At 61.0% G+C, this 19,256-nt stretch carries 17 protein-coding genes; 11 read left to right on the top strand and 6 right to left on the bottom strand.

From position 1 onward, the window contains the following. Complete coding sequence (gene lpdA, locus A6U98_RS10635) at nt 1–1,398, top strand: dihydrolipoyl dehydrogenase (protein WP_064649739.1); 1,398 nt, start codon at nt 1–3, stop codon at nt 1,396–1,398. 101 nt (nt 1,399–1,499) lie between these two features. Further along, nucleotides 1,500–2,000 (top strand): cytochrome b/b6 domain-containing protein, encoded by a 501-nt coding sequence (locus tag A6U98_RS10640; protein WP_064649740.1) that lies wholly within the window; start codon nt 1,500–1,502, stop codon nt 1,998–2,000. 12 nt (nt 2,001–2,012) lie between these two features. Here the strand turns inward: A6U98_RS10640 and A6U98_RS10645 are convergent, their stop codons facing one another. Continuing rightward, nucleotides 2,013–3,089 (bottom strand): TraB/GumN family protein, encoded by a 1,077-nt coding sequence (locus tag A6U98_RS10645; protein WP_064649741.1) that lies wholly within the window; start codon nt 3,087–3,089, stop codon nt 2,013–2,015. Nucleotides 3,090–3,278: 189 nt separating this feature from the next. After that, the gene (locus A6U98_RS10650; RefSeq protein ID WP_064649742.1) at nt 3,279–4,214 is read right to left on the bottom strand and encodes a tyrosine recombinase XerC; all 936 of its coding nucleotides are present in this window, start codon (nt 4,212–4,214) and stop codon (nt 3,279–3,281) included. Between the two features lie 139 nt (nt 4,215–4,353). Between A6U98_RS10650 and A6U98_RS10655 the strand changes: the two genes are divergently transcribed. Both A6U98_RS10655 and A6U98_RS10660 read left to right on the top strand, forming a co-directional pair. After that, a complete protein-coding gene (locus A6U98_RS10655) occupies nt 4,354–5,304 on the top strand; it encodes a 1-acyl-sn-glycerol-3-phosphate acyltransferase (RefSeq protein ID WP_064649743.1) in 951 nt (316 codons plus the stop codon). A gap of 14 nt (nt 5,305–5,318) precedes the next feature. Continuing rightward, nucleotides 5,319–5,816, top strand: coding sequence for a GNAT family N-acetyltransferase (locus A6U98_RS10660; protein WP_064649744.1), 498 nt, complete (start codon nt 5,319–5,321; stop codon nt 5,814–5,816). Here the strand turns inward: A6U98_RS10660 and A6U98_RS10665 are convergent. From A6U98_RS10665 to A6U98_RS10675, 3 genes are read right to left on the bottom strand one after another with little or no spacing between them, the layout of a single operon-like run. Next, the gene (locus A6U98_RS10665; RefSeq protein WP_064649745.1) at nt 5,797–6,729 is read right to left on the bottom strand and encodes a dihydrodipicolinate synthase family protein; all 933 of its coding nucleotides are present in this window, start codon (nt 6,727–6,729) and stop codon (nt 5,797–5,799) included. The two genes, A6U98_RS10660 and A6U98_RS10665, sit on opposite strands and share 20 nt — an antisense overlap. Nucleotides 6,730–6,743: 14 nt before the next feature. Then, a complete protein-coding gene (locus tag A6U98_RS10670; protein ID WP_064649746.1) occupies nt 6,744–7,616 on the bottom strand; it encodes an amidohydrolase family protein in 873 nt (290 codons plus the stop codon). After that, on the bottom strand, nt 7,613–9,325 hold the full coding sequence (locus A6U98_RS10675; RefSeq protein WP_064649747.1) for an IlvD/Edd family dehydratase: 1,713 nt from the start codon (nt 9,323–9,325) through the stop codon (nt 7,613–7,615). The genes A6U98_RS10670 and A6U98_RS10675 overlap by 4 nt, the downstream gene beginning before the upstream one ends. A gap of 241 nt (nt 9,326–9,566) precedes the next feature. Between A6U98_RS10675 and A6U98_RS10680 the strand changes: the two genes are divergently transcribed. Both A6U98_RS10680 and A6U98_RS10685 read left to right on the top strand, forming a co-directional pair. Further along, nucleotides 9,567–10,592, top strand: a complete 1,026-nt coding sequence (locus tag A6U98_RS10680) for a Gfo/Idh/MocA family oxidoreductase (RefSeq protein WP_064649748.1) — start codon at nt 9,567–9,569, stop codon at nt 10,590–10,592. Between the two features lie 129 nt (nt 10,593–10,721). Then, the gene (locus A6U98_RS10685) at nt 10,722–11,405 is read left to right on the top strand and encodes a GntR family transcriptional regulator (RefSeq protein ID WP_064649749.1); all 684 of its coding nucleotides are present in this window, start codon (nt 10,722–10,724) and stop codon (nt 11,403–11,405) included. 43 nt (nt 11,406–11,448) lie between these two features. On the opposite strand, the gene A6U98_RS10690 is transcribed toward A6U98_RS10685, so the two are convergent. After that, entirely contained in the window at nt 11,449–13,077 is a 1,629-nt protein-coding gene (locus tag A6U98_RS10690; protein ID WP_064649750.1) for a beta-xylosidase, read from the bottom strand. Between the two features lie 351 nt (nt 13,078–13,428). Between A6U98_RS10690 and A6U98_RS10695 the strand changes: the two genes are divergently transcribed. The 5 genes from A6U98_RS10695 (at nt 13,429) to A6U98_RS10715 (ending at nt 19,189) form a co-directional block, all read left to right on the top strand. Next, nucleotides 13,429–15,330, top strand: coding sequence for an ABC transporter substrate-binding protein (locus tag A6U98_RS10695; RefSeq protein ID WP_064649751.1), 1,902 nt, complete (start codon nt 13,429–13,431; stop codon nt 15,328–15,330). Between the two features lie 67 nt (nt 15,331–15,397). Further along, nucleotides 15,398–16,402, top strand: coding sequence for an ABC transporter permease (locus A6U98_RS10700; RefSeq protein ID WP_003543481.1), 1,005 nt, complete (start codon nt 15,398–15,400; stop codon nt 16,400–16,402). Nucleotides 16,403–16,408: 6 nt separating this feature from the next. Further along, nucleotides 16,409–17,266 carry an ABC transporter permease gene (locus tag A6U98_RS10705; protein ID WP_064649752.1) on the top strand — a complete coding sequence of 286 codons (858 nt, stop codon included), beginning with the start codon at nt 16,409–16,411 and terminating at the stop codon, nt 17,264–17,266. A 4-nt stretch (nt 17,267–17,270) separates the two neighbouring features. Continuing rightward, nucleotides 17,271–18,305, top strand: coding sequence for an ABC transporter ATP-binding protein (locus tag A6U98_RS10710; protein WP_082933868.1), 1,035 nt, complete (start codon nt 17,271–17,273; stop codon nt 18,303–18,305). Beyond that, entirely contained in the window at nt 18,302–19,189 is an 888-nt protein-coding gene (locus tag A6U98_RS10715; protein ID WP_064649753.1) for an ABC transporter ATP-binding protein, read from the top strand. The genes A6U98_RS10710 and A6U98_RS10715 overlap by 4 nt, the downstream gene beginning before the upstream one ends. Nucleotides 19,190–19,256: the final 67 nt, after the last annotated feature.

Here is a 19,256-nt window from a genome sequence, read left to right on the forward strand (position 1 = left end):
ATGTCCTACGATGTGATCATTATCGGAACCGGCCCGGGCGGCTATGTCTGCGCCGTCAAGGCGGCCCAGCTTGGCCTCAAGGTCGCCGTCGTTGAAAAGCGGGCGACCTATGGCGGCACCTGCCTGAACGTCGGCTGCATTCCGTCGAAGGCGCTGCTGCATGCCTCCGAAATGTTCCATCAGGCCGGCCACGGGATGGGCGCGCTCGGTATCGACGTCCCGGCGCCGACGCTCAATCTCGGCAATATGATGGCCCACAAGGATGCGACGGTGAAGTCGAATGTCGACGGCGTCGCCTTCCTTTTCAAGAAGAACAAGATCGATGCCTTCCAGGGTACCGGCAAGGTCGTCTCGGCCGGCAAGGTCTCCGTCACCGCCGATGACGGCAAGGTGCAGGAAATCGAAGGTAAGAACATCGTCATCGCCACCGGCTCCGACGTCGCCGGCATTCCCGGCGTGCAGGTCGAGATCGACGAAAAGACCATCATCTCGTCCACCGGTGGCATCGCACTCGAGAAGGTGCCGGAAACGCTGATCGTCGTCGGCGGCGGCGTCATCGGCCTCGAGCTCGGCTCGGTCTGGTCACGCCTCGGCGCCAAGGTCACCGTCGTCGAATATCTCGACACCATCCTTGGCGGCATGGACGGTGAAGTCTCCAAGCAATTCCAGCGCATGCTGGCCAAGCAGGGCATCGATTTCAATCTCAGCGCCAAGGTCACCGGCGTCGAAAAGGGCGCCAAGGTCACCTTTGAGCCGGTCAAGGGCGGCGACAAGGTGACGCTCGACGCCGAGGTCGTGCTGATTGCCACCGGACGCAAGCCCTATACGGCGGGTCTTGGCCTCGAAGAGGCCGGTGTTACGCTCGACAATCGCGGCCGTGTCGAGATCGACGGTCACTACAAGACCAATGTCGATGGCATCTATGCGATCGGCGATGTGGTCAAGGGGCCGATGCTGGCGCACAAGGCAGAAGACGAGGGCGTGGCGCTTGCCGAGATCCTCGCCGGGCAGCATGGCCATGTGAACTACGAGGTCATTCCGAGCGTCGTCTACACCCAGCCGGAGATCGCTTCCGTCGGCAAGACCGAGGAAGAGCTGAAGGCGGCAGGCGTCGCCTACAAGGTCGGCAAGTTCCCCTTCACGGCGAACGGCCGGGCGCGTGCGATGCTGGCAACGGACGGCTTCGTCAAGATCCTTGCCGACAAGGATACCGACCGGGTGCTCGGCGGCCATATCGTCGGCTTCGGCGCCGGCGAGATGATCCACGAGATCGCCGTGCTGATGGAGTTCGGCGGTTCGTCGGAAGATCTCGGCCGTACCTGCCACGCGCATCCCACAATGTCGGAAGCGGTGAAAGAGGCTGCGCTCGCAACCTTCTTCAAGCCGATCCATATGTAATCCTACATATTCGTAACAAAGCATACAGCCGCTTGCCGGAAGGCAGGCGGCTGTTTTAGTTGTTGCGTATCGATGAGTTCAGCATCCGTGAAGGTCCAGAAATGCAGCAGCCGTCCATCGTGAGTTACAGCCTGAGCCAGCGTTTTCTTCACTGGGCCGTGGCGCTGCTGGTCTTCTTCAACCTGCTGTTTCCCGATGGCATGAATATCTGGCATCGGCTGATGCGCAGAGGCCAGGTACCGACGCCGGAGCAGATTTCGTCGGCGAATATCCATGCCTATGTCGGCATCGCCATCCTGCTGCTTGCCGTCCTCAGGCTCGGGCTGCGTTTTACCAAGGGCGTCCCGGACGAGGTCGCACAGGAGCCGGCGATCTTCCGTCTTGCAGCGAGGCTTGCCCATGCCGGCCTCTACATCCTGATCTTCGCGATGCCGCTTTCGGGCATCGCCGCCTACTATTTCGGTATCGATCCCGCCGGTTCGTTCCACGCGGATGTCCTGAAGATCATTCTCTGGGCGCTGATCGCGGCGCATGTCGCCGGCGCCCTCGTCCATCAGTTCTATTGGAAAAGCAATGTTCTGCGCCGCATGACGCTCGGCTGACCGCCGGCGGGTTCAGTTCACCGCGGTGACGGTGAAGCCCTGCTGGCGCAGCAGTTCGATGACGCCGTCCTTGCCGGGCAGGTGCAGGGCGCCGACGGCCATGAAGACGTTGCCGCCGTCGAGGATGGGGGCGGCGCGCTCGGCCATCACCTTGTTGCGGTCAAGGATGACGCGCTGCTCGAAGGCGGCATAATCGCTGTTTTCGCCTTCTTCCTCCGGTGTCACGGTTTTCAACATCGGCATGGTCATGCCGATGTCGCCGGAGAGGTAGAGATCGGTCATCGTCTCGACGACATCACTCATCTTGTCGCCGAGTTCCAGCGTCTCGATCAGCGATTTCAGATGGAATTCGGTCGGCAGATCGGCCATGGCCTGGATCTGCTCGGCAAGGGTTTCCAGCCCCTTGACCTGCTTGCCTTCAGCAATGGCATCGGTGGCGATCTTCTGGTCGAGGAACTGCGTGCCTTTTGCCTTGCGGGCGATTTCGCAGGCCGGCAGGGCGACGGCGCTCGAAATCATCCAGGGCCGCATGCGGGAAACGGCGCTGATCGGGATACCGCGCTGCTTGAGGCCGGTTTCGAGACGCTTGTAGTCTTCGGGAGAAAGCAGCTTGTCGATCGTCGTGCCGTCGGTGAACATCGTCAGCTCCGGCTTTGCGAGCAGGGCGGCGGTCGCCTTCCGCTCATCGAGGATCTCGTCGGATTCGATGATGATCGTGTCGGCGGCATCGTGGGCTGCCTGGGCGCGCGGCGGCAGGGCAAGCACACGCGGATCGGTGACATGCATGCTGCCGAGCAGCCACGAGGGCGCAAGTCCTGCCTTCTCGATCTTCCAGAAGATGCCTTTGCCGTTCGGCGTGGCGTCGGCTTCCTTCAGCGCCTCTGCGTAGCGGGCAGGGTCGGTCTGCTGCAGCTCGACCATCAGATTGCGGCCGGTGCAGGCGACGTCTTCGGCTGCTGCCGGCCTTGCCGTCAGGAAGGCGGCAAACAGGGCGGCAAGAAGAAGAATGTGAAAGGCTGCGATCAGCCAGAGCAACAGATTGGCCGGCACTGCGAGGTAGGACGTCCGGCGGCCGATTGATGTCGTCATGATGGGTGTTCCGATCACATGCTATAGGCTTCATGCTCTACGCCCGGCTTGCGCATATTCCTTTAAGAGAATGCCTTAACGAGAGCTTAAAGCGCGTCACATTCAATCGCACCCATGCGATGCGCTTTAACCCTATCGTTTATGCAAGTCGTTGCCCCAAAACCGCTGCGCACTTTTGGGCGACATCCATTACGCGCGCGGATGAGCCCGATCATACACCTCGAGCAGCCGCGATGCATCGACGCCGGTATAGACCTGTGTTGTGGAAAGGCTGGCATGGCCGAGCAGTTCCTGAATGGTGCGCAGATCGCCGCCGCCGGCAAGCAGGTGGGTGGCGAAGGAGTGGCGCAGTGCATGGGGTGTGGCCGTCTCCGGCAGGCCGAAGGCGCTGCGCATCTTCTGCATCGTGCGCTGGATGATCGCCGCTTGCAGCTTGCCGCCGCGAGCGCCGCGAAACAGCGGTTCTCCGCTTTCGAGATGATATGGGCAGAGCGCGCGGTATTTCTCGACGGCATCGAAGACCACAGACAGCAGCGGCACCAGCCGCGTCTTGTTGCCCTTGCCGGTGATGCGCAGCGTCGTTGCGCCCTTCTGCAGGTCGGCGGGAGTAAGATCCAGCGCTTCGGAGATGCGCAGGCCGCAGCCGTAGAGCAGCGTCATGACAGCAGCGTCGCGCGCAGCAATCCAGGGTTCGTCATGGAGTTGGGCGTCGTCGCTGACGACGGTGATCGCCTGGGTGTCCGACAGCGGCTTGGGCAGTGATTTCGGCTGTTTCGGCGAGCGCACCGCGGCAGCGCCGGCGGCGTTGACCAGGCCCTTCTTTTCGAGATGGCGCAGCAGCGAGCGAAGACCAGCGAGATTGCGGCCGAGCGATCGGGCGCCGGAGCCCTGCTTGCGCCGGGCCGCCAGGAAGGCGCGGAAATCAGCGGAGCGCAACTCCCTGATATCGCCAAGCGTCGCCGGGCCGGCGAGATGGCCGGTCAGAAAGGTCAGAAACTGGCGGGTATCGCGCTCGTAGGCGTCGAGCGTGTGCTCGGAAAGACGGCGCTCACTGGCGAGGTTTTCGAGCCACGCGGCGCGTTCCGCCATCAGGCGGTGATCGGCGATAACAAGCAGTTCGTTCACGTTGCGGACCTTGATTTTGCCTTCAAGTCCGCCAATTTGGAGCAGGAACAGTTATGGAATAGATAATGCCGGCCAAGCCTTTGTCATCCTTCGATCATATTCAACTGCGATAGCTTATACCCCATAGACAGGATCTTTCATGGCACGGCGCGATTCCATGACGGCTTTCGGACAGCTCGCGGAAGCGATCGCTCTCGTTTCACACGGAAAGCCCGGTCATATCGTCGATACGCTGATTGCCGAACGCGGCCAGAGGATCGTGAAAAATCCGCTCTGGCCGGTCATGCGGCCATTCCTCTATACGCTGCTGCGCTACAACAAGGCGCTTGAATTCGCCAATGCGGTCGCCAAAATGCCGGGCTTCCAGTCGTTCGAATATCTGAGCGATGTGCTGAGGCTCGACATCGGTATCACCAATGGCGAACGCATTCCCGATACCGGCGGCTTCATCCTCGTCAGCAACCATCCGACCGGCATCGCCGACGGCGTTGCCGTGTTCGATCTTTTGAAAACGCGCCGGCCGGACATGATGTTCTTTGCCAATCGTGATGCCATCCGCGTCAATCCGCGGTTTGCCGAGATGATCATTCCCGTCGAATGGCGGGAGGAGCATAAGAGCAAGCTGAAAGCGCGCGAAACGCTGCAATTGACGAACCATGCGGTGAAGGAAGGCAAGGCGACAGTGCTCTTTCCCTCAGGCCGTATCGCCTATTGGGCGAACGGCCGGCTGAATGAACGTCCGTGGAAGACCTCGGCTGTCGGGCTGGCGCGAAAATACAATCTACCAATCCTTCCCGTCCATATGACGGCTCGCAATTCCGGGCTGTTCTACTGGTTGGCGAAATGGTCGACGGAGCTTCGCGACATGACCGTGTTCCACGAACTGCTGAACAAACGGGGCGACCACTTCGATTTCGTCATCGGCAATCTCATTCCGGCCGAACAGCTGGACGGCGACCTCAACGAGGTGACGAAGGCGCTGGAGAAACATACGGTGCATGATATGGCTAGAGATGGCGACGCGAGTTTCGTGCCGGTCGGCCTGCCGGTTGCGGCGACGCACCGCGAGATGCCGGTTCCTGCCATCTAACCACCGGCACCGCCATGACAATCGATATCCGCAGGCTCAGCGATCGATTGCCGCAGGAGATCGCAGATCTCGAAAGCGAGGCCCGGCGGGAAGGCTATCGCCATGTCGCCCGCCTTATCGACGAATGGTCGATCGGCGATAACAGGTTCGAACATTACGGTGAAAGGCTGCTTGGCGCCTATGTCGATGAGGTGCTCGCAGGCATCGGCGGCATGACCGTCGACTCCGCCATATCAGGGGCGTTGCGGATGCGGCGTTTCTATATTCGTCCCGCAATGCGCAGGCGCGGCATCGGTCGGATGCTTGCCATGGCACTGCTTGATCATGCGTCTTCCTTTCTGCACCGTCTCACCGTTCATGCGGGAAACGATGGTGCGGCAAGGTTCTGGGAGTCGCTCGGGTTTCAGCCTCACGAACGAGATGGACATACCCATGTGCTCGCGCTGCAGCACCATAGCGATGATCCAGCGGCTTCGGATTTCCGCCAGTGTGTTACGCCCCGATCTCCTTGAGGCGGATGGACTGGCGCGCCAGCAAGCGCTCGACATCGGCAATATCCAGTGTCGAGAGCTTGGCGCCCGGCTTGCGCAGGTTGGCGGACTTGATCACGCCGCGCTTGGCAAGCACATATTTGCGCGAGGCAAGACCGATGCCCTGCTGCTGTTCGTAGCGGGCGAGCGGCAGATAGGCATCGAAGATCGCATGGGCGCGATCGGGATTTCCGGCGGCATAGGCCTCGACGACGCCAACCATCATCTCGGGATAACAAAAGCCGGTCATGGCGCCATCGGCGCCGCGGCCCATCTCTTCGGGCAGGAAAAGCCCGCCGTTGCCGCAAAGGATCGAAATGCGCCGCATGGCGCCCTTGTCGCTGGCTGTGCGAAGTGCCGAGATCTTCGACAGACCCGGCCAATCTTCATGTTTGAGCATGACGCAGTTCGGCACCTCGTTGACGATGCGCTCGATGACCTTGGGCGCGATCGTCACATTGGTGGTGAGCGGATAATCCTGCAGCACGAAGGGCGTGTCGCCCAGGGCCTCGCCGACCGACTGGTAGAAGGCGAAAGCCTGATCGTCGGTCTTGACGGTCCAGGGGGGCGCGACCATGACACCGGCCGCACCTTCACCCATGACGGCTTCGGCGAGTTCGCTCATCGGCGCAAGGCCCGGCGCCGAAACGCCGACGACGACGGGGAGCCTCCCGTCGAGGCGCTTCAGCACCCGTTCGACGACTGTCCGCGATTCCTCAGCGGTCAGCTTCGGAGCCTCGCCGAGCTGGCCAAGCACCGTCAGGCCGGTGACGCCGGCACCTTCGTAGAAATCGACCATGCTGTCGATACTGGCGAGATCGAGCGCGCCGTCATCGGTGAAGGGGGTTACGGCGATTACATAGACGCCCTTGGCATCTTCGGTCAGTCTGGCCATTGGTGCTCTCCAATTCAGCGGCCGAAGAACAGCGCTTCGGCATTTCGAACAAAAATCTTTTCAGCAATCGCGGGGTTGTCGATGGCGGCCTGCATGATTTCGATCAGCTCGGCATCATCGGGCATGCCGTCCCACAATTCGGTGTGCGGCCAATCGCTGCCCCAGAGCAGCCTTTCCGCATGGCTGGTGGCAAGGGCGCGGCCGACCTCGGCAAAACCGTCGTAATTCACATCCTTCGTCAGACGATAGGGCGCGGTTACTTTGACATAGGTATCAGCCGCGTCCATCAGCCTTTTCAGCGCATCGACATGCCGTGATCTCGTCTCTCTGGCAAGCGGAATGAAGCCGAGATGATCGATGACGATGGGCAGGCGGATGCCGGACAGTGTTGCCGCAATATCGGGAAGCTGTTCGGGATTGATCTGCAGTTGCAGCGACCAGCCGAAAGGAGCAATGCTCTCCGCCAGTGTCCTGGCGGCGGCGAGCGGGAGGCCGCCCTTGTTGCGCGTATTGATCCGCACGCCGCGCACTCCGAGCCGGTCGAGCCGCTCTATCTCGGTTTCTGCGGTTTCGGGATCGATGACGACGATGCCGCGCAGACGATCTGGATAGGCGGCCAGCGCCTCAAGCAGCACCCTGTTGTCGAGGCCATAGACGCTTGGCTGCACCAATACGCCCCTGGCGATGCCAAGGCTGCCGGAGAATTCGATCCAGTCGGATATCGTCGCGATGTCAGGCGTGTAGCTGCGTGGGGTGTTGAGCGGAGCGTCGGCGCGAAAGACGTGGAAATGCGTATCGACCGTGCCTTGCGGCAGTGCCGCCCGCGGCAGCCGCGTCAGTGGCCGGCGGGGCAGGCAAAGCGGTGCCTCCATATCAGCGGCGCTCATCGCGCATCGAGCTCCTCGCTTTGCAGGAAGTCGAAGTCGGCGCCTTCGTCAGCCTGGAGCACGCGCTCCTGATAGAGCTTCCCATAGCCGCGCGACGGGGCCGGGGAGGGCCGGTTGACGACTTCAAGCATGCGGCGATCGAATTCCGCCTGGTCGATATCGAGATCGATACGCCGGCCCTCGACGTCGAGGCGAATGCGATCGCCGGTGCGGACGATCGCCAGCGGGCCGCCATCGGCGGCTTCAGGCGCGATATGCAGGATGATCGTGCCGAAGGCCGTGCCGCTCATGCGGGCATCGGAAATCCGCACCATGTCCTTCACGCCCTGCCGCGCGAGCTTGCGGGGGATGGGTAGATAGCCGGCTTCCGGCATGCCGGGCGCACCTTTTGGTCCGGCATTGCGCAGAACCAGAACGTCATCGGCATGGACGTCGAGATCGTCGCTGTCGATGCGCAGCGTCATATCCTCGACCGAATCGAAGACCACGGCGCGTCCGATATGCTGGAGCAGATCCTTGGAAGCTGCGGATTGTTTGATGACGGCGCCGCGCGGCGCAAGATTGCCGTGCAGGACGGCGATCGTTCCGATCGGCTTCAACGGTTTCTCGATGGTGCGGATGATGGTCTGGCCCGGTTCGTCGACGACAGCGTCGATGATTTCGCTGATCGTTCTGCCGTAGACAGTCGGAGCGCTGCCGTCGATTTCATGGCGCACCGCCTTCAGCAGAGCCGGGACGCCGCCCGCCTCGTGGAACTGCTCCATGTAATGCTGACCGGAGGGCTGCAGGTCGACGAGCAGGGGAATGCTTCGGCCCAGCCGGTCGAGTTCGGCCATGTCGAGGCGCAGGCCGAGGCGACCGGTGATTGCGGCAAGATGGACGACGGCATTGGTCGAGCCGCCCATCGCCTGCAGCGCGACGAGACCGTTGCGGATTGCCTGCGGCGTCAGGATATCGCGCACGGTCGGGGCAGCCTCGTCCATGGCGAGACGTGCGGCGACACGGCCTGTCTCCTCAGCAAGGCGGACGCGTTCGGATTCGACGGCGGGCGCCGAACCGGCGCGGGGGAGGCAGAGACCCATGACTTCGGTCAGGTTCGCCATGGTGCTCGCCGTGCCCATCACCGTGCAGGTGCCGATCGAGCTGGCCAGCTTGTTGTTGACCTCGGCGATCTCGGCCTCGTCGATCTCTCCGGCGCGGAAGCGTCCCCAGAAGCGGCGGCAATCCGTACAGGCGCCAAGCCGTTCGCCCTTGTGGTGGCCGACGGCCATGGGGCCGGTCGGCAGGAAGATCGCCGGTATCTCGCTGCTGGCGGCCGCCATGATCTGGGCCGGCAGGGTCTTGTCGCAGCCGCCGATCAGGACGACGGCATCCATCGGCTGGGCGCGGATCATCTCTTCCGTTTCCATCGCCATCAAGTTGCGCAGATACATCGAGGTTGGCGAGGCAAAGCTCTCGTGGATCGAGATCGTCGGAAACACCATGGGCATCGCACCCGCCAGCATCACGCCGCGCTTGGTTGCCTCGATGAGTTGCGGCACATTGCCGTGACAGGGATTGAAATCACTGTAGGTATTGGCGATGCCGACGATCGGACGGTCGAGCGCATCGTCCGAATAACCCATGGCCTTGATGAAGGCTTTGCGCAGGAAAAGGGAGAATCCCTGATCGCCATAACTCGTCAGCTTGCGGCGAAGACCGTTCGACAAAACCTGTTCCTCCCTCGCCAAATTGATCCATGGCCGTGGTGTCAGCGTAGAGGGATACGGAGGATTGTCAATAAATAAGATGACGCCACTGTATCGTATTTTTGGATTTCTTCGTCGATCACCATAAAATACAATGGTAATCGCCGAAATTCGCGCTTTCGTTCGGCAATCAGGAGATTGGCTTTTGCGAAGAAGCAGGATAGATTATTGATAAAATGGGATTGTATACAGAGGAAGCACGGTGATGGGGGCGGAACGACGGCGTATCGGCATTATCGGTGCCGGCTGGGTCAGTGCCTACCATCTGCCTGCATGGATGCGGCAATCGGAAAGAGCTGAGGTCGTGGCGATTGCCGACCCGTCGCCGAGCGCGGTCGAAGCCCGGCTTGCCGCCTTTGATATCGCGCGCAGCTATACAAGCGCGCAGGCGATGCTGGACGCCGGGCAGATCGATGCCGTGGATATCTGCGCGCCGCGGGAGTCCCATGTCGAACTGGTCCGGCTGGCGGCGGCAAAGGGCCTCGACATCATCTGCCAGAAGCCGCTCGCACCCTCCTACGGCGAGGCGGTCGACCTGCTGGCAAGCCTTTCCGGCAGGGGCAGGCTGATGATCCACGAGAACTGGCGGTTCCGCGCTTATTATCGGCGGCTGAAGGCGTGGCTCGACGAAGGGCTTGCCGGCGAGATCCGCCAGGTACAGTTCGAATTCCTGTCCAGCGGCATGATAGCGGATGCTGAGGGAAGAAGGCCGGCGCTGATACGCCAGCCCTTCTTCCGGACGCAGGAGCGATTGCTGGTCATGGAAGTGATGATCCATCATCTCGATACGCTGAGATATCTTCTGGGTGAGTTGGAGGTGGTCAGTGCACGGCTTGAGAGGAGCAATCGCGATATCGTCGCGGAGGATGTCGCCAGCGTCGTCCTGCTCCGGCTTAGCGACGGTGTTCTCGTCACCATCAATGCCAATCTCGCCGTGCATGGCGCGCCGCCGGCGCCGCGCGATCACCTACGCATCTTCGGGGCGTGCGGCACGCTTGAACTTAACGGCAATCTGCTCACGGCTGAGGGTGCGCAGCAGCGCCAGGAAAGCTTCGATCCTGACGAGGCCTACCAGGGCGCCTATGACGCGACCATCGCGCATTTCCTCGACGCCCTCGATGGAAAGGTCGCGATGGAGACGTCGCCGGACGACAACATCAAAACGCTTGCTCTTGTCGAGGATATCTATCGTCTGAGCCAGTTCGACCCGGAACGCAATCCACTGTAACATGGCCCGCTGTTAGAGCGCCGCGCCTCCAGGACGCGCTAAGGACGCTCTATCAGATTAAATTGGCGCATAATCCTTTTCCGAATATCGACTTCGATTTTCGGGGTTATGCTTCAGAGGAGATGACATTTGCAGACGCTCAACGAAAGCCGCGAAGACGGCATCGAGCATGATGATCTAAGCATTGCCCGCGCGCTGGAGGAGGACATCATTTTCGGGCGGCTTGCGCCCGGAACCCGCCTGACCGAAGACACGCTCCTTGCCCGCTTTCATGTCACGCGCCATTTCGCCCGCCAGGCGATCGTGCAGCTCGAGACGATGGGCATTGTGGTTCGGGAGCGCAACAAGGGGGCGACGGTCCGTTCGCTGACGGCTCGCCAGGTCCAGGAAATCTACGACGTTCGGGAACTGTTGCAACGGCAGGCGGCGCTGTGGATAAAGCTGCCGGCGCCCGAGGCATTGATCGAGGAACTGCTGGCGCTGCACGAGGAGCATGGCCGCCACATCGAATCCGGCTATCTCAGGGGGGTGCACGAGGCCAATGACAAATTCCACCTGACGCTCTTCGGCGCCTGTGGCAATGCGCATCTCGTGCAATCGATCGAGCTCTATATGCGGCTCAGCCTGCCGGTGCGCGCCAATTCGATGTCGAGCAAGGAGTCGCTGCGCATCTCGCACGAGCACCATCGGCTGATGATCGAGATGCTGCGCGGTGGGGATAACTGGGTTCTCGCCCAGCTCTGCGTCGACCATCTGCAGCCGAGCAAGAAACGCTATCTCGCCTATGTCGGCGAGAATGACCGGGTCGCTTGAAAGGGAGCGCAAAATTTCGATTGCGCTCCCTTCGCCTACCGGCTCACCAATCGAGGCGCAGGAGAGACACGCCCTGACGCGGTAGGGAGACTTTGAGCCCGATCTTGCCGTCATCGACCTTGACCGGTGCCTGGCCGTCGATCTCGGCGAGTTTTCCCGAGGCTTCCAGTCTGGCATAGTCTTCGCCGGCTGGATTCTGCGGCTTGCCCATCGCTTTCCAGACGCCGAAGGCGTTGGAACGCTGCTCGTCCATCCTGAAATGCCTGAGCGAGGCGGACTTGTCGCCCCAGCCGTCGAGATTGACCGTGATATCGGCGGACGGCCCGGCTTCATCATCGTCGTGGTAGTGCCAGACGAGAATGGAAACGCCCTTGTCGTCGCGGGTTGCCACGACGTTGACATCGGGCTTGCCGCGAACGCCATGGCTCATGATATCTTCGATGTCGCGGCGATAATCGCTTTCCGATTCCAGCCATTCGCCGCCGAGTTTGCCGAGCATGCGGAAGCCGTTGAGAACAGCCTTGTCGACGCCGTTGGTGGCAAGATCGCGGAAGCCGTCGAAATAGGGCTGGTCGTCGAACAGGAAGGCCCAGGTGACCGCGCCTTCGATGTGGATGTTGGCGCGTCTTGCAAGCTCATAGGTGCGGATCATGCTCTCGACGACATAGACGCCGTAGAGCGGGCCGTTGCGATAGCCGTTCTGGGGATGAACACGAGCAGAGCAGGCTGCACAGCCTTCCGGATCGGATTCGCCAATCACCACGGGCAGGTGCCGGAGCTCCGGAAACTCATTGATGATGGCAAGGTTCGTCTCGATGTCGCGGAGCTGCTTGTGCAGGCCCATCCGGACGTGACCCTCGTAGATCACCGGATTGCCCTTGGCGTGGAAGGCGAGGAAATCGATCGGCGACTTGTTCTCGACGACATGCTTTAGGAAGGCGCGCAGGAATGTCTGGGCTTTTTCGTTGGCAAAGGCGCCGCAGGTGTGCGGGCCGCCAACGCGGGCGTTCGGAAGCGCGCGTTTCAAGGCCTTGGCGCTGACGTCATACATTTCGCAAAATTGTGGGATGGTGCCGGTCCAGTAGTGGCCGTCCGGTTCGTTCCACACTTCCCACGGCCAGCTTGAAACGACGTCCTCGCCATATCTTTCGGCAAGGTGGCGCGCCCATGCTTCGATCAGGTCGCCCCATTTCTTCAGGTCCGTCGGCGGGGCCGTCCAGCCGGTGGTGATCGTTGCGTATTTGTCGGCCGGCTCCCATTGATGGCGATAAGGACCGTCGAAATCGGAGAGCGCTTCGGGCGTGAAGCCGATTTGAATCAGCGGAATGTTGCCAGCTTCGACATAGGTGTCGAAGATCTTGTCGATGATTGTCCAGTCGTAGACCGGATTGCCGTTCGCATCCTCGGTATAGGCATTGGTCGAACCCCATTTGAGGGCAGGCAGGCCATCGCCGCTGGTCAGAAGATTGTGCGCGCGGATGCGGGGCGGCTCAGGGCTGAGCTCTGTCAGTTCCTTGAGCAGCTTTCTGCCGTGGGGGGAGTAGGTGTAGTTCGGCTCGTCGTATCCGAACCAGTTCCACAAAGGTTCGTATTTGCCGGTTGGCCGGTTGGCGTGAACGGAGATTGTCACGTCATAGGGGCTGCTCATCCTGGTGTCCTCTTGAACGGTCATGCCAAAGCTTCCTCCCGAAAGCAGCTGACCTCTCTGGTGATGAAGTACGGCCACTTGGGAGGGCGCCGCGCTCGCCGCAAAAGCTAAGCCAAACGCTCACTTTGTCAATAATATAAAAAAGCACATCGCTACCCTGCGTCAAAAATGCCTGAAAATGCGCTATTTTCTATAGGCTGCAAAATTATCAGTTGCCGTTTCTCAAAAAATTGTCGATAACTATGGCGTGAGTTCGCCCGCCGCCGAGGAGTGCATGTGTCCCTGCGGCACGTGCAGGCAGGGGTTCGCTGGACGCTATCGTCAATTGATTACGGGAAGCGCTCGCCGTGGCGAGTTGAGGAGGAGGAACATCCGATGAAGTTCCGTAAATATGCAGCCATTGCCTTATTGTCGCTCATGGCCCTTCCGGCAATTGCGCAGGATTTCATTGCCGGCATACCGCGCAACGAAACGCTGATCATCCAGGGCACGCCGCAGCAGAATGCCGACTGGTTCAACGTCTGGGCTCCGGGCGGCGGGGCGGCGGCAAATCTCAACGGCCTGCAGCAGCTGACCACCGATACGCTGTGGTTCATCAATCCCGAGGGCGGCAAGGATGCCTGGCAGAATGCGCTGGCCAGCGAACCGCCGAGCTACAACGCCGATTTCACAGAGATGACGGTGAAACTGCGCAAGGGCATCTTCTGGAGCGACGGCGTCGAATTCACCAGCGACGACGTGGTCTATACCGTGCAGACGCAGATCGATCATCCGGGCATGGCCTGGAGCGCGCCATTCACCGTCAATGTCGCGAGCATGGAAAATCCGGATCCGCAGACGGTCGTCTTCCATCTGAAGAAACCGAACTCGCGCTTCCACACGCTGTTCACCGTGCGCTGGAATGCCGCCTGGATCATGCCGAAGCACGTTTTCGAGAAGGCCGCGGATCCGCTGTCCTTCAACAACAACCCGCCGGTTTCGCTCGGGCCCTACCAGCTGCAGAGCTACGACAAGGGCGGCAACTGGACGATCTGGAAGCTGCGCGACGACTGGCAGCGCACGTCGATCGGCCTGGCTGCGGCACAGCCGCCTGAGGTCAAATACGTCGTCTATCGTGCGGCCGGCAATCCGGAAGCTCGCGTCATCGAACAGCGCAACCACAATCTCGACGTCATCAACGACATGGCCCCCGAGGGCATGTTCTCGATCATGCGCGACAGCAAGAGCACGGCCTCCTGGCTAAAGGGCTTTCCTTTCGCACATCCGGACCCGACGCTGCCTTCCGTTCTCTTCAATACGAAGAAGGCGCCCTTCGACAACAAGGACGTTCGCTGGGCGCTCGCACTGCTGATCGATATCCGCGAAGTGGCGCTCGGCTCCTACCGCGGTGCGGCCAATATCGCAGCCCTTGCCACGCCGCCGACGGGTTCCGCCCCGGATGATTATTACGCACCGATGCAGGACTGGCTGACGAATTTCGAGCTCGACACTGGATCCCGCAAGATCAAGCCCTACGATCCAAACATCTCGGCGCAGATCGCCAATATGGTGCGCGGTCAATGGGCCGATCAGATCCCGACCGATCCGGCCAAACTACAGCGCACATTCGGCTTCGGCTGGTGGAAGAAGGACGTTGAGGCTGCGACCGAGCTGCTGCAGAAGGCAGGCTTCAAGAAGAGCGGCCGCCAGTGGATGAAGCCTGACGGCACGCCCTTTGCGATCCGCCTGCAGGTAGAAGGCGATGCCATCCCGACGCTTGCTCGCGCCGGCACGGTGATTGCCCAGCAATGGACGCAAGCCGGCATCGCAACCAAGGTCGATGTCGCCGGACCGACCAATGGCCAACGCCTCAGCACCGGCGACTTCGAGGCAGCGATCTACTGGAGCATCGAGACCTGGGGCGGTCATCCCGACCTCTCCTTCTTCCTCGACAGCTATCATTCCGAGTTCATCAAGCCGGTCGGGCAGATCCAGCCGCCGCGCAATCTGCAGCGCTGGCAGGATCCGCGTCTCGACCAGATCATCGAGCGCAATCGGTCGATCGCCTTCGATTCGCCCGATGTCGCCAAGCTCGGCCAGGACTTCCTGAAGCTTGCGGTCGAGGAAATGCCGATGATCCCGCTGATGGCCTACAACAAGTTCGCACCGCTCGATACCACCTACTGGACCAACTATCCGAGCGCTGACAATCCCTATTCGGCCTCGGCTCCGAACTGGTCGAACATTCGCTACATGGTGGTCGGGCTGAAGGCCAATCCGGATGCGCCGAAGCCTTGATCGAGGCACAACAAAGGAAACAGCCGGCCGCCGGCTGTTTCCGTTCTGCTATTGAAGGGTCGATGTCATGAACGGCTTTCTGATCTATGCGGCAAAACGCTTTCTGCAATTTCTCTTCGTGGTCTTCACCGGCATCACGCTGGCCTTCCTGATCGCGCATTTTTCGCCGGTCGATCCGATCGAGCAGACCGTGTCGCTGTTGACGAGCTTCGGCTCCACTGATCCGCAGGCCGTCGAAATCCTCCGCGAATCGCTGCGCGAGCTCTACGGCACCGGCGGCCCGCTGCTGGAGCAGTATTTCACCTTCTGGGGCCGTGTCCTGACCGGCGATTTCGGCCCGTCGCTTTCCTCTTTCCCGACCCCGGTGATGACCGTTATCGGCCGTGCACTGCCCTGGACCGTCGGGCTTCTGACGCTCGCAACGATCATTTCCTGGATCATTGGCAATTTTCTCGGCGCGCTTGCCGGCTATTTCCGCAGCAGCAAGCTGCTGAAGGTCGCCGGCATCGTCATCATGGCGCTGCAGCCGATCCCGACCTACATCATCGGTCTCAGCCTGGTGATCCTTTTCGGTTTCATCTGGCCGATCCTGCCGATCAGCGACGGTGCGCAGGTCAATCTCGCGCCGGCCTTCAACTGGGCCTTCATCAGCTCGGTGATCGAACACGGCATCCTGCCGGCCCTGACCCTCGTGCTCGTCGGCATCGGCGGCTGGTTCATCTCGATGCGCTCGCTGGTTTCGAACATCGTGACCGACGACCACGTCGTCTATGCCGAACTTGGCGGCGTGCGCTCGCGCAGCATCTTTTCGCAATATGTGGCGCGCAACGCCATGCTGCCGCAGGTCACCGGCCTGGCACTCAGTCTCGGCAACGTCTTCGGCGGCGCCGTCATCGTCGAGTTCGTCTTCAATTATCCCGGGATCGGCAAGCTTCTGATCTCCGGCATCTATTCCGGCGATTACAGCCTCGTGCTCGGCGTCACCACCATCGCCATCATCGCGGTTGCCGCTGCGGTCTTCGTGATCGACATCATCTATCCGCTGATCGATCCACGCGTGAAACTGGGGTAATCCGTGATGTTCAAAGTCCTCAGAGACCTGCTGCGCTACAACAAGGAGTTCCTGGTCGGAACCATCCTGATCGCTATCATCCTGGCGTTGATCGTGGCGTCGTTCTTCTCGCCCTATGACGAGAATGCCATCTATGTCGTTGCGCCCGACATGCCTCCTTCGGCCGAATTTTGGCTCGGCACCACCTCGCGCGGCCAGGAGGTTTTCTGGCAGATCGCCGCCTCGATGCGCAATACGCTGTTCTTCGGCATCATCGTCGCCTTTGTCAGCCGCATCATCGCCATCGCCGTCGGGCTGATCTCCGGCTATATCGGTGGGCGGACCGACCAGATCATCATGGCGGTCAACGATACGCTCGGCGCACTGCCGAACATTCCGATCCTGCTGCTTCTGGTCTTCGTGCTTCGCGACCAGATGACGTGGTTCATGCTGGCGATCACCGCAGCGCTGCTCGGATGGACGCACGACAGCCGCCTGATCCGTTCCGTCGCCCTGTCTCTCCGTCAGCGGGAATTCACGCGGCACGCGGTTTTTTCGGGCATGCGCACACCGCAGATCCTCATCCGCGAACATCTGCCCTATGTCATGCCGATCGTCTTCTTCACGACGATGAACAACATGATCTGGGCGATCGGTCTCGAGGTGACACTCTCGGTGCTCGGATTTTCCGACATCAACCGGCCGACGATCGGTGGCATGATCTACTGGGCCAATGCGCATTCCGCGATGGTATCGGGCATATGGTGGTGGGTCGCCTTTCCGATGCTCTTCGTCGTCATCCTGTTCCTCGGCCTGTTCATGCTTGCCATGTCTGTGAACGAATATATCGACCCGCGCTCGCGGCTCGCCCGCATGGGAGCTTGAGGAGATGCAGAACCTGATGAGGACGCAGCCTTTGACCCTTGCCGAAAACACCTTGGACGCACTGACGATCGACGAGCTGAAATGCTACTACGTCAACGACTATTTCGGTGTGCGGCGGGAGATCCGCGCAGTCGACGATATCAGCCTGACCATCCGCAAGAACGAGATCTACGGCATTGCCGGCGAATCCTCGAGCGGCAAGACATCGCTGATCAAGACGCTTGCCGGCGCCATCCGCCCGCCGATGCGCGTCGTCGGCGGAACGGTGAAATTCAATTTTGCCGACGGGCCGATCGATGTCTATGGTGAACCGGCGAAGATGAAGGCGGCACGCTGGCGTCACCTTTCCTACATCATGCAGGGCTCGATGAACGTGCTAAACCCGGTCAGAAGGGTGAAACACGCCTTCACCGATTTCGCCTCCCGCCATATGAACCTCGATCCCGCCGCCTTCCGCGCGCGCGTCGAGGCGCATCTTGCCAGGCTGCATCTCGATCCGCATGTGCTCGAGGCCTTTCCGCATCAGCTTTCGGGCGGCATGCGCCAGCGCCTGACCATTGCTCTCGCCACTGTCTGTGAGCCGGAATTCATCATCGCCGACGAGCCGACGACGGCGCTCGACGTGCTCGTGCAGCAGGACGTTCTGGCGCTGATCAAGGAAGTGCAGGCCCGCCTGCAGTCCTCGGTCATCTTCGTGACCCACGACATGTCGGTGCATGCTGCCATCACCGACCGGCTGGCCATCATGTATGCGGGACGGCTGGCGGAGGAGGGGCCGACGCAGGCGATCTTCGACAATCCCCAGCATCCCTACACCGTCCACCTGATCGGCAGCCTGCCGCGCATTGGCGACGTCTCGACGCGAAAGAGCCTCAGAGGCAAGCCGCCGGCACTTTCGGATCCGCCTTCGGGATGCCGTTTCCATCCACGCTGTCCGATCGCAATCGACAAATGCGCACGTGAAGTGCCGGCCATGCTGCCGAGCGCCACGGGAGGGCGAGTCGCATGCTTCCGTGCCGGGGAGTACCAGATCCAATGAGCAGCAATCTCCTCGAACTCGACCATGTGACCAAGCTTTTTCCGATCGGCGGTTTCTTCTCGCGCGAAAAGATGAAGGCGGTCGACGATGTCAGCTTCGCGCTCAGCGCCGACAAGCCCGAGATATTCACGATCGTCGGCGAATCCGGCTCCGGAAAATCGACGCTGGCGAAGATGATCCTCGGCAGCGAAAAGGCCGATCGGGGCAGCATTCATTTCGACGGTACGGATGTGAAGGCGGTGCGTTCCCGCAGGGATCGCGAGGCTTTCATGGCCAAGGTCCAGCCGGTCTTTCAAAATCCGTTCGAAGCTTTCAATCCGCTGACGCGGATCGACGAGTATCTGCTGGCCACCGCCCATCGCTTCAAGGGCGCGAAGAGCCGCGCCGAGAAAGAGGCGCTTGCCGACGTTGCCCTCCAACGCGTCGGCCTGTCGATGGCGGAGATAAAAGGCCGCTTCTCGCACGAGCTTTCAGGCGGGCAATTGCAGCGTATTGCGGTCGCCCGTGCGCTGATACCCGAGCCGAAGCTGATCGTGGCGGACGAGCCGGTCTCGATGGTCGACGCATCGCTTCGCATGTCGATCGTCAATCTCTTCCGGGATCTGCGTGACGCTCTCAACGTCTCGATCGTCTACATCACCCATGATCTTGCAACCGCCTATTACATTTCCGACCGCGTCGTGATTATGCGCAAGGGCGTCGTGGTGGAGAGCGGCGATGCCAGGGACGTGCTGGAAAATCCGAAACACGCCTATTCGATCGCGTTGAAGAACGCTGTCCTGCCGCCCGATCCTCGCGAGGCGTCGGCGATCCTGCGCCTGCGGCAGCGCAATGCCGAGACAAATGAAGCCACTTCCGGCAGTGGCGACCGCCTTGCCAGGTGAAGCGCAATTTCTGACCTACACTCATTAAATCGCGGCGACGACCCGGAACGCGTCGCCCCGTCTTTGC

Source organism: Rhizobium sp. WYCCWR10014 (genome assembly GCF_001657485.1).
Classification (GTDB): domain Bacteria; phylum Pseudomonadota; class Alphaproteobacteria; order Rhizobiales; family Rhizobiaceae; genus Rhizobium.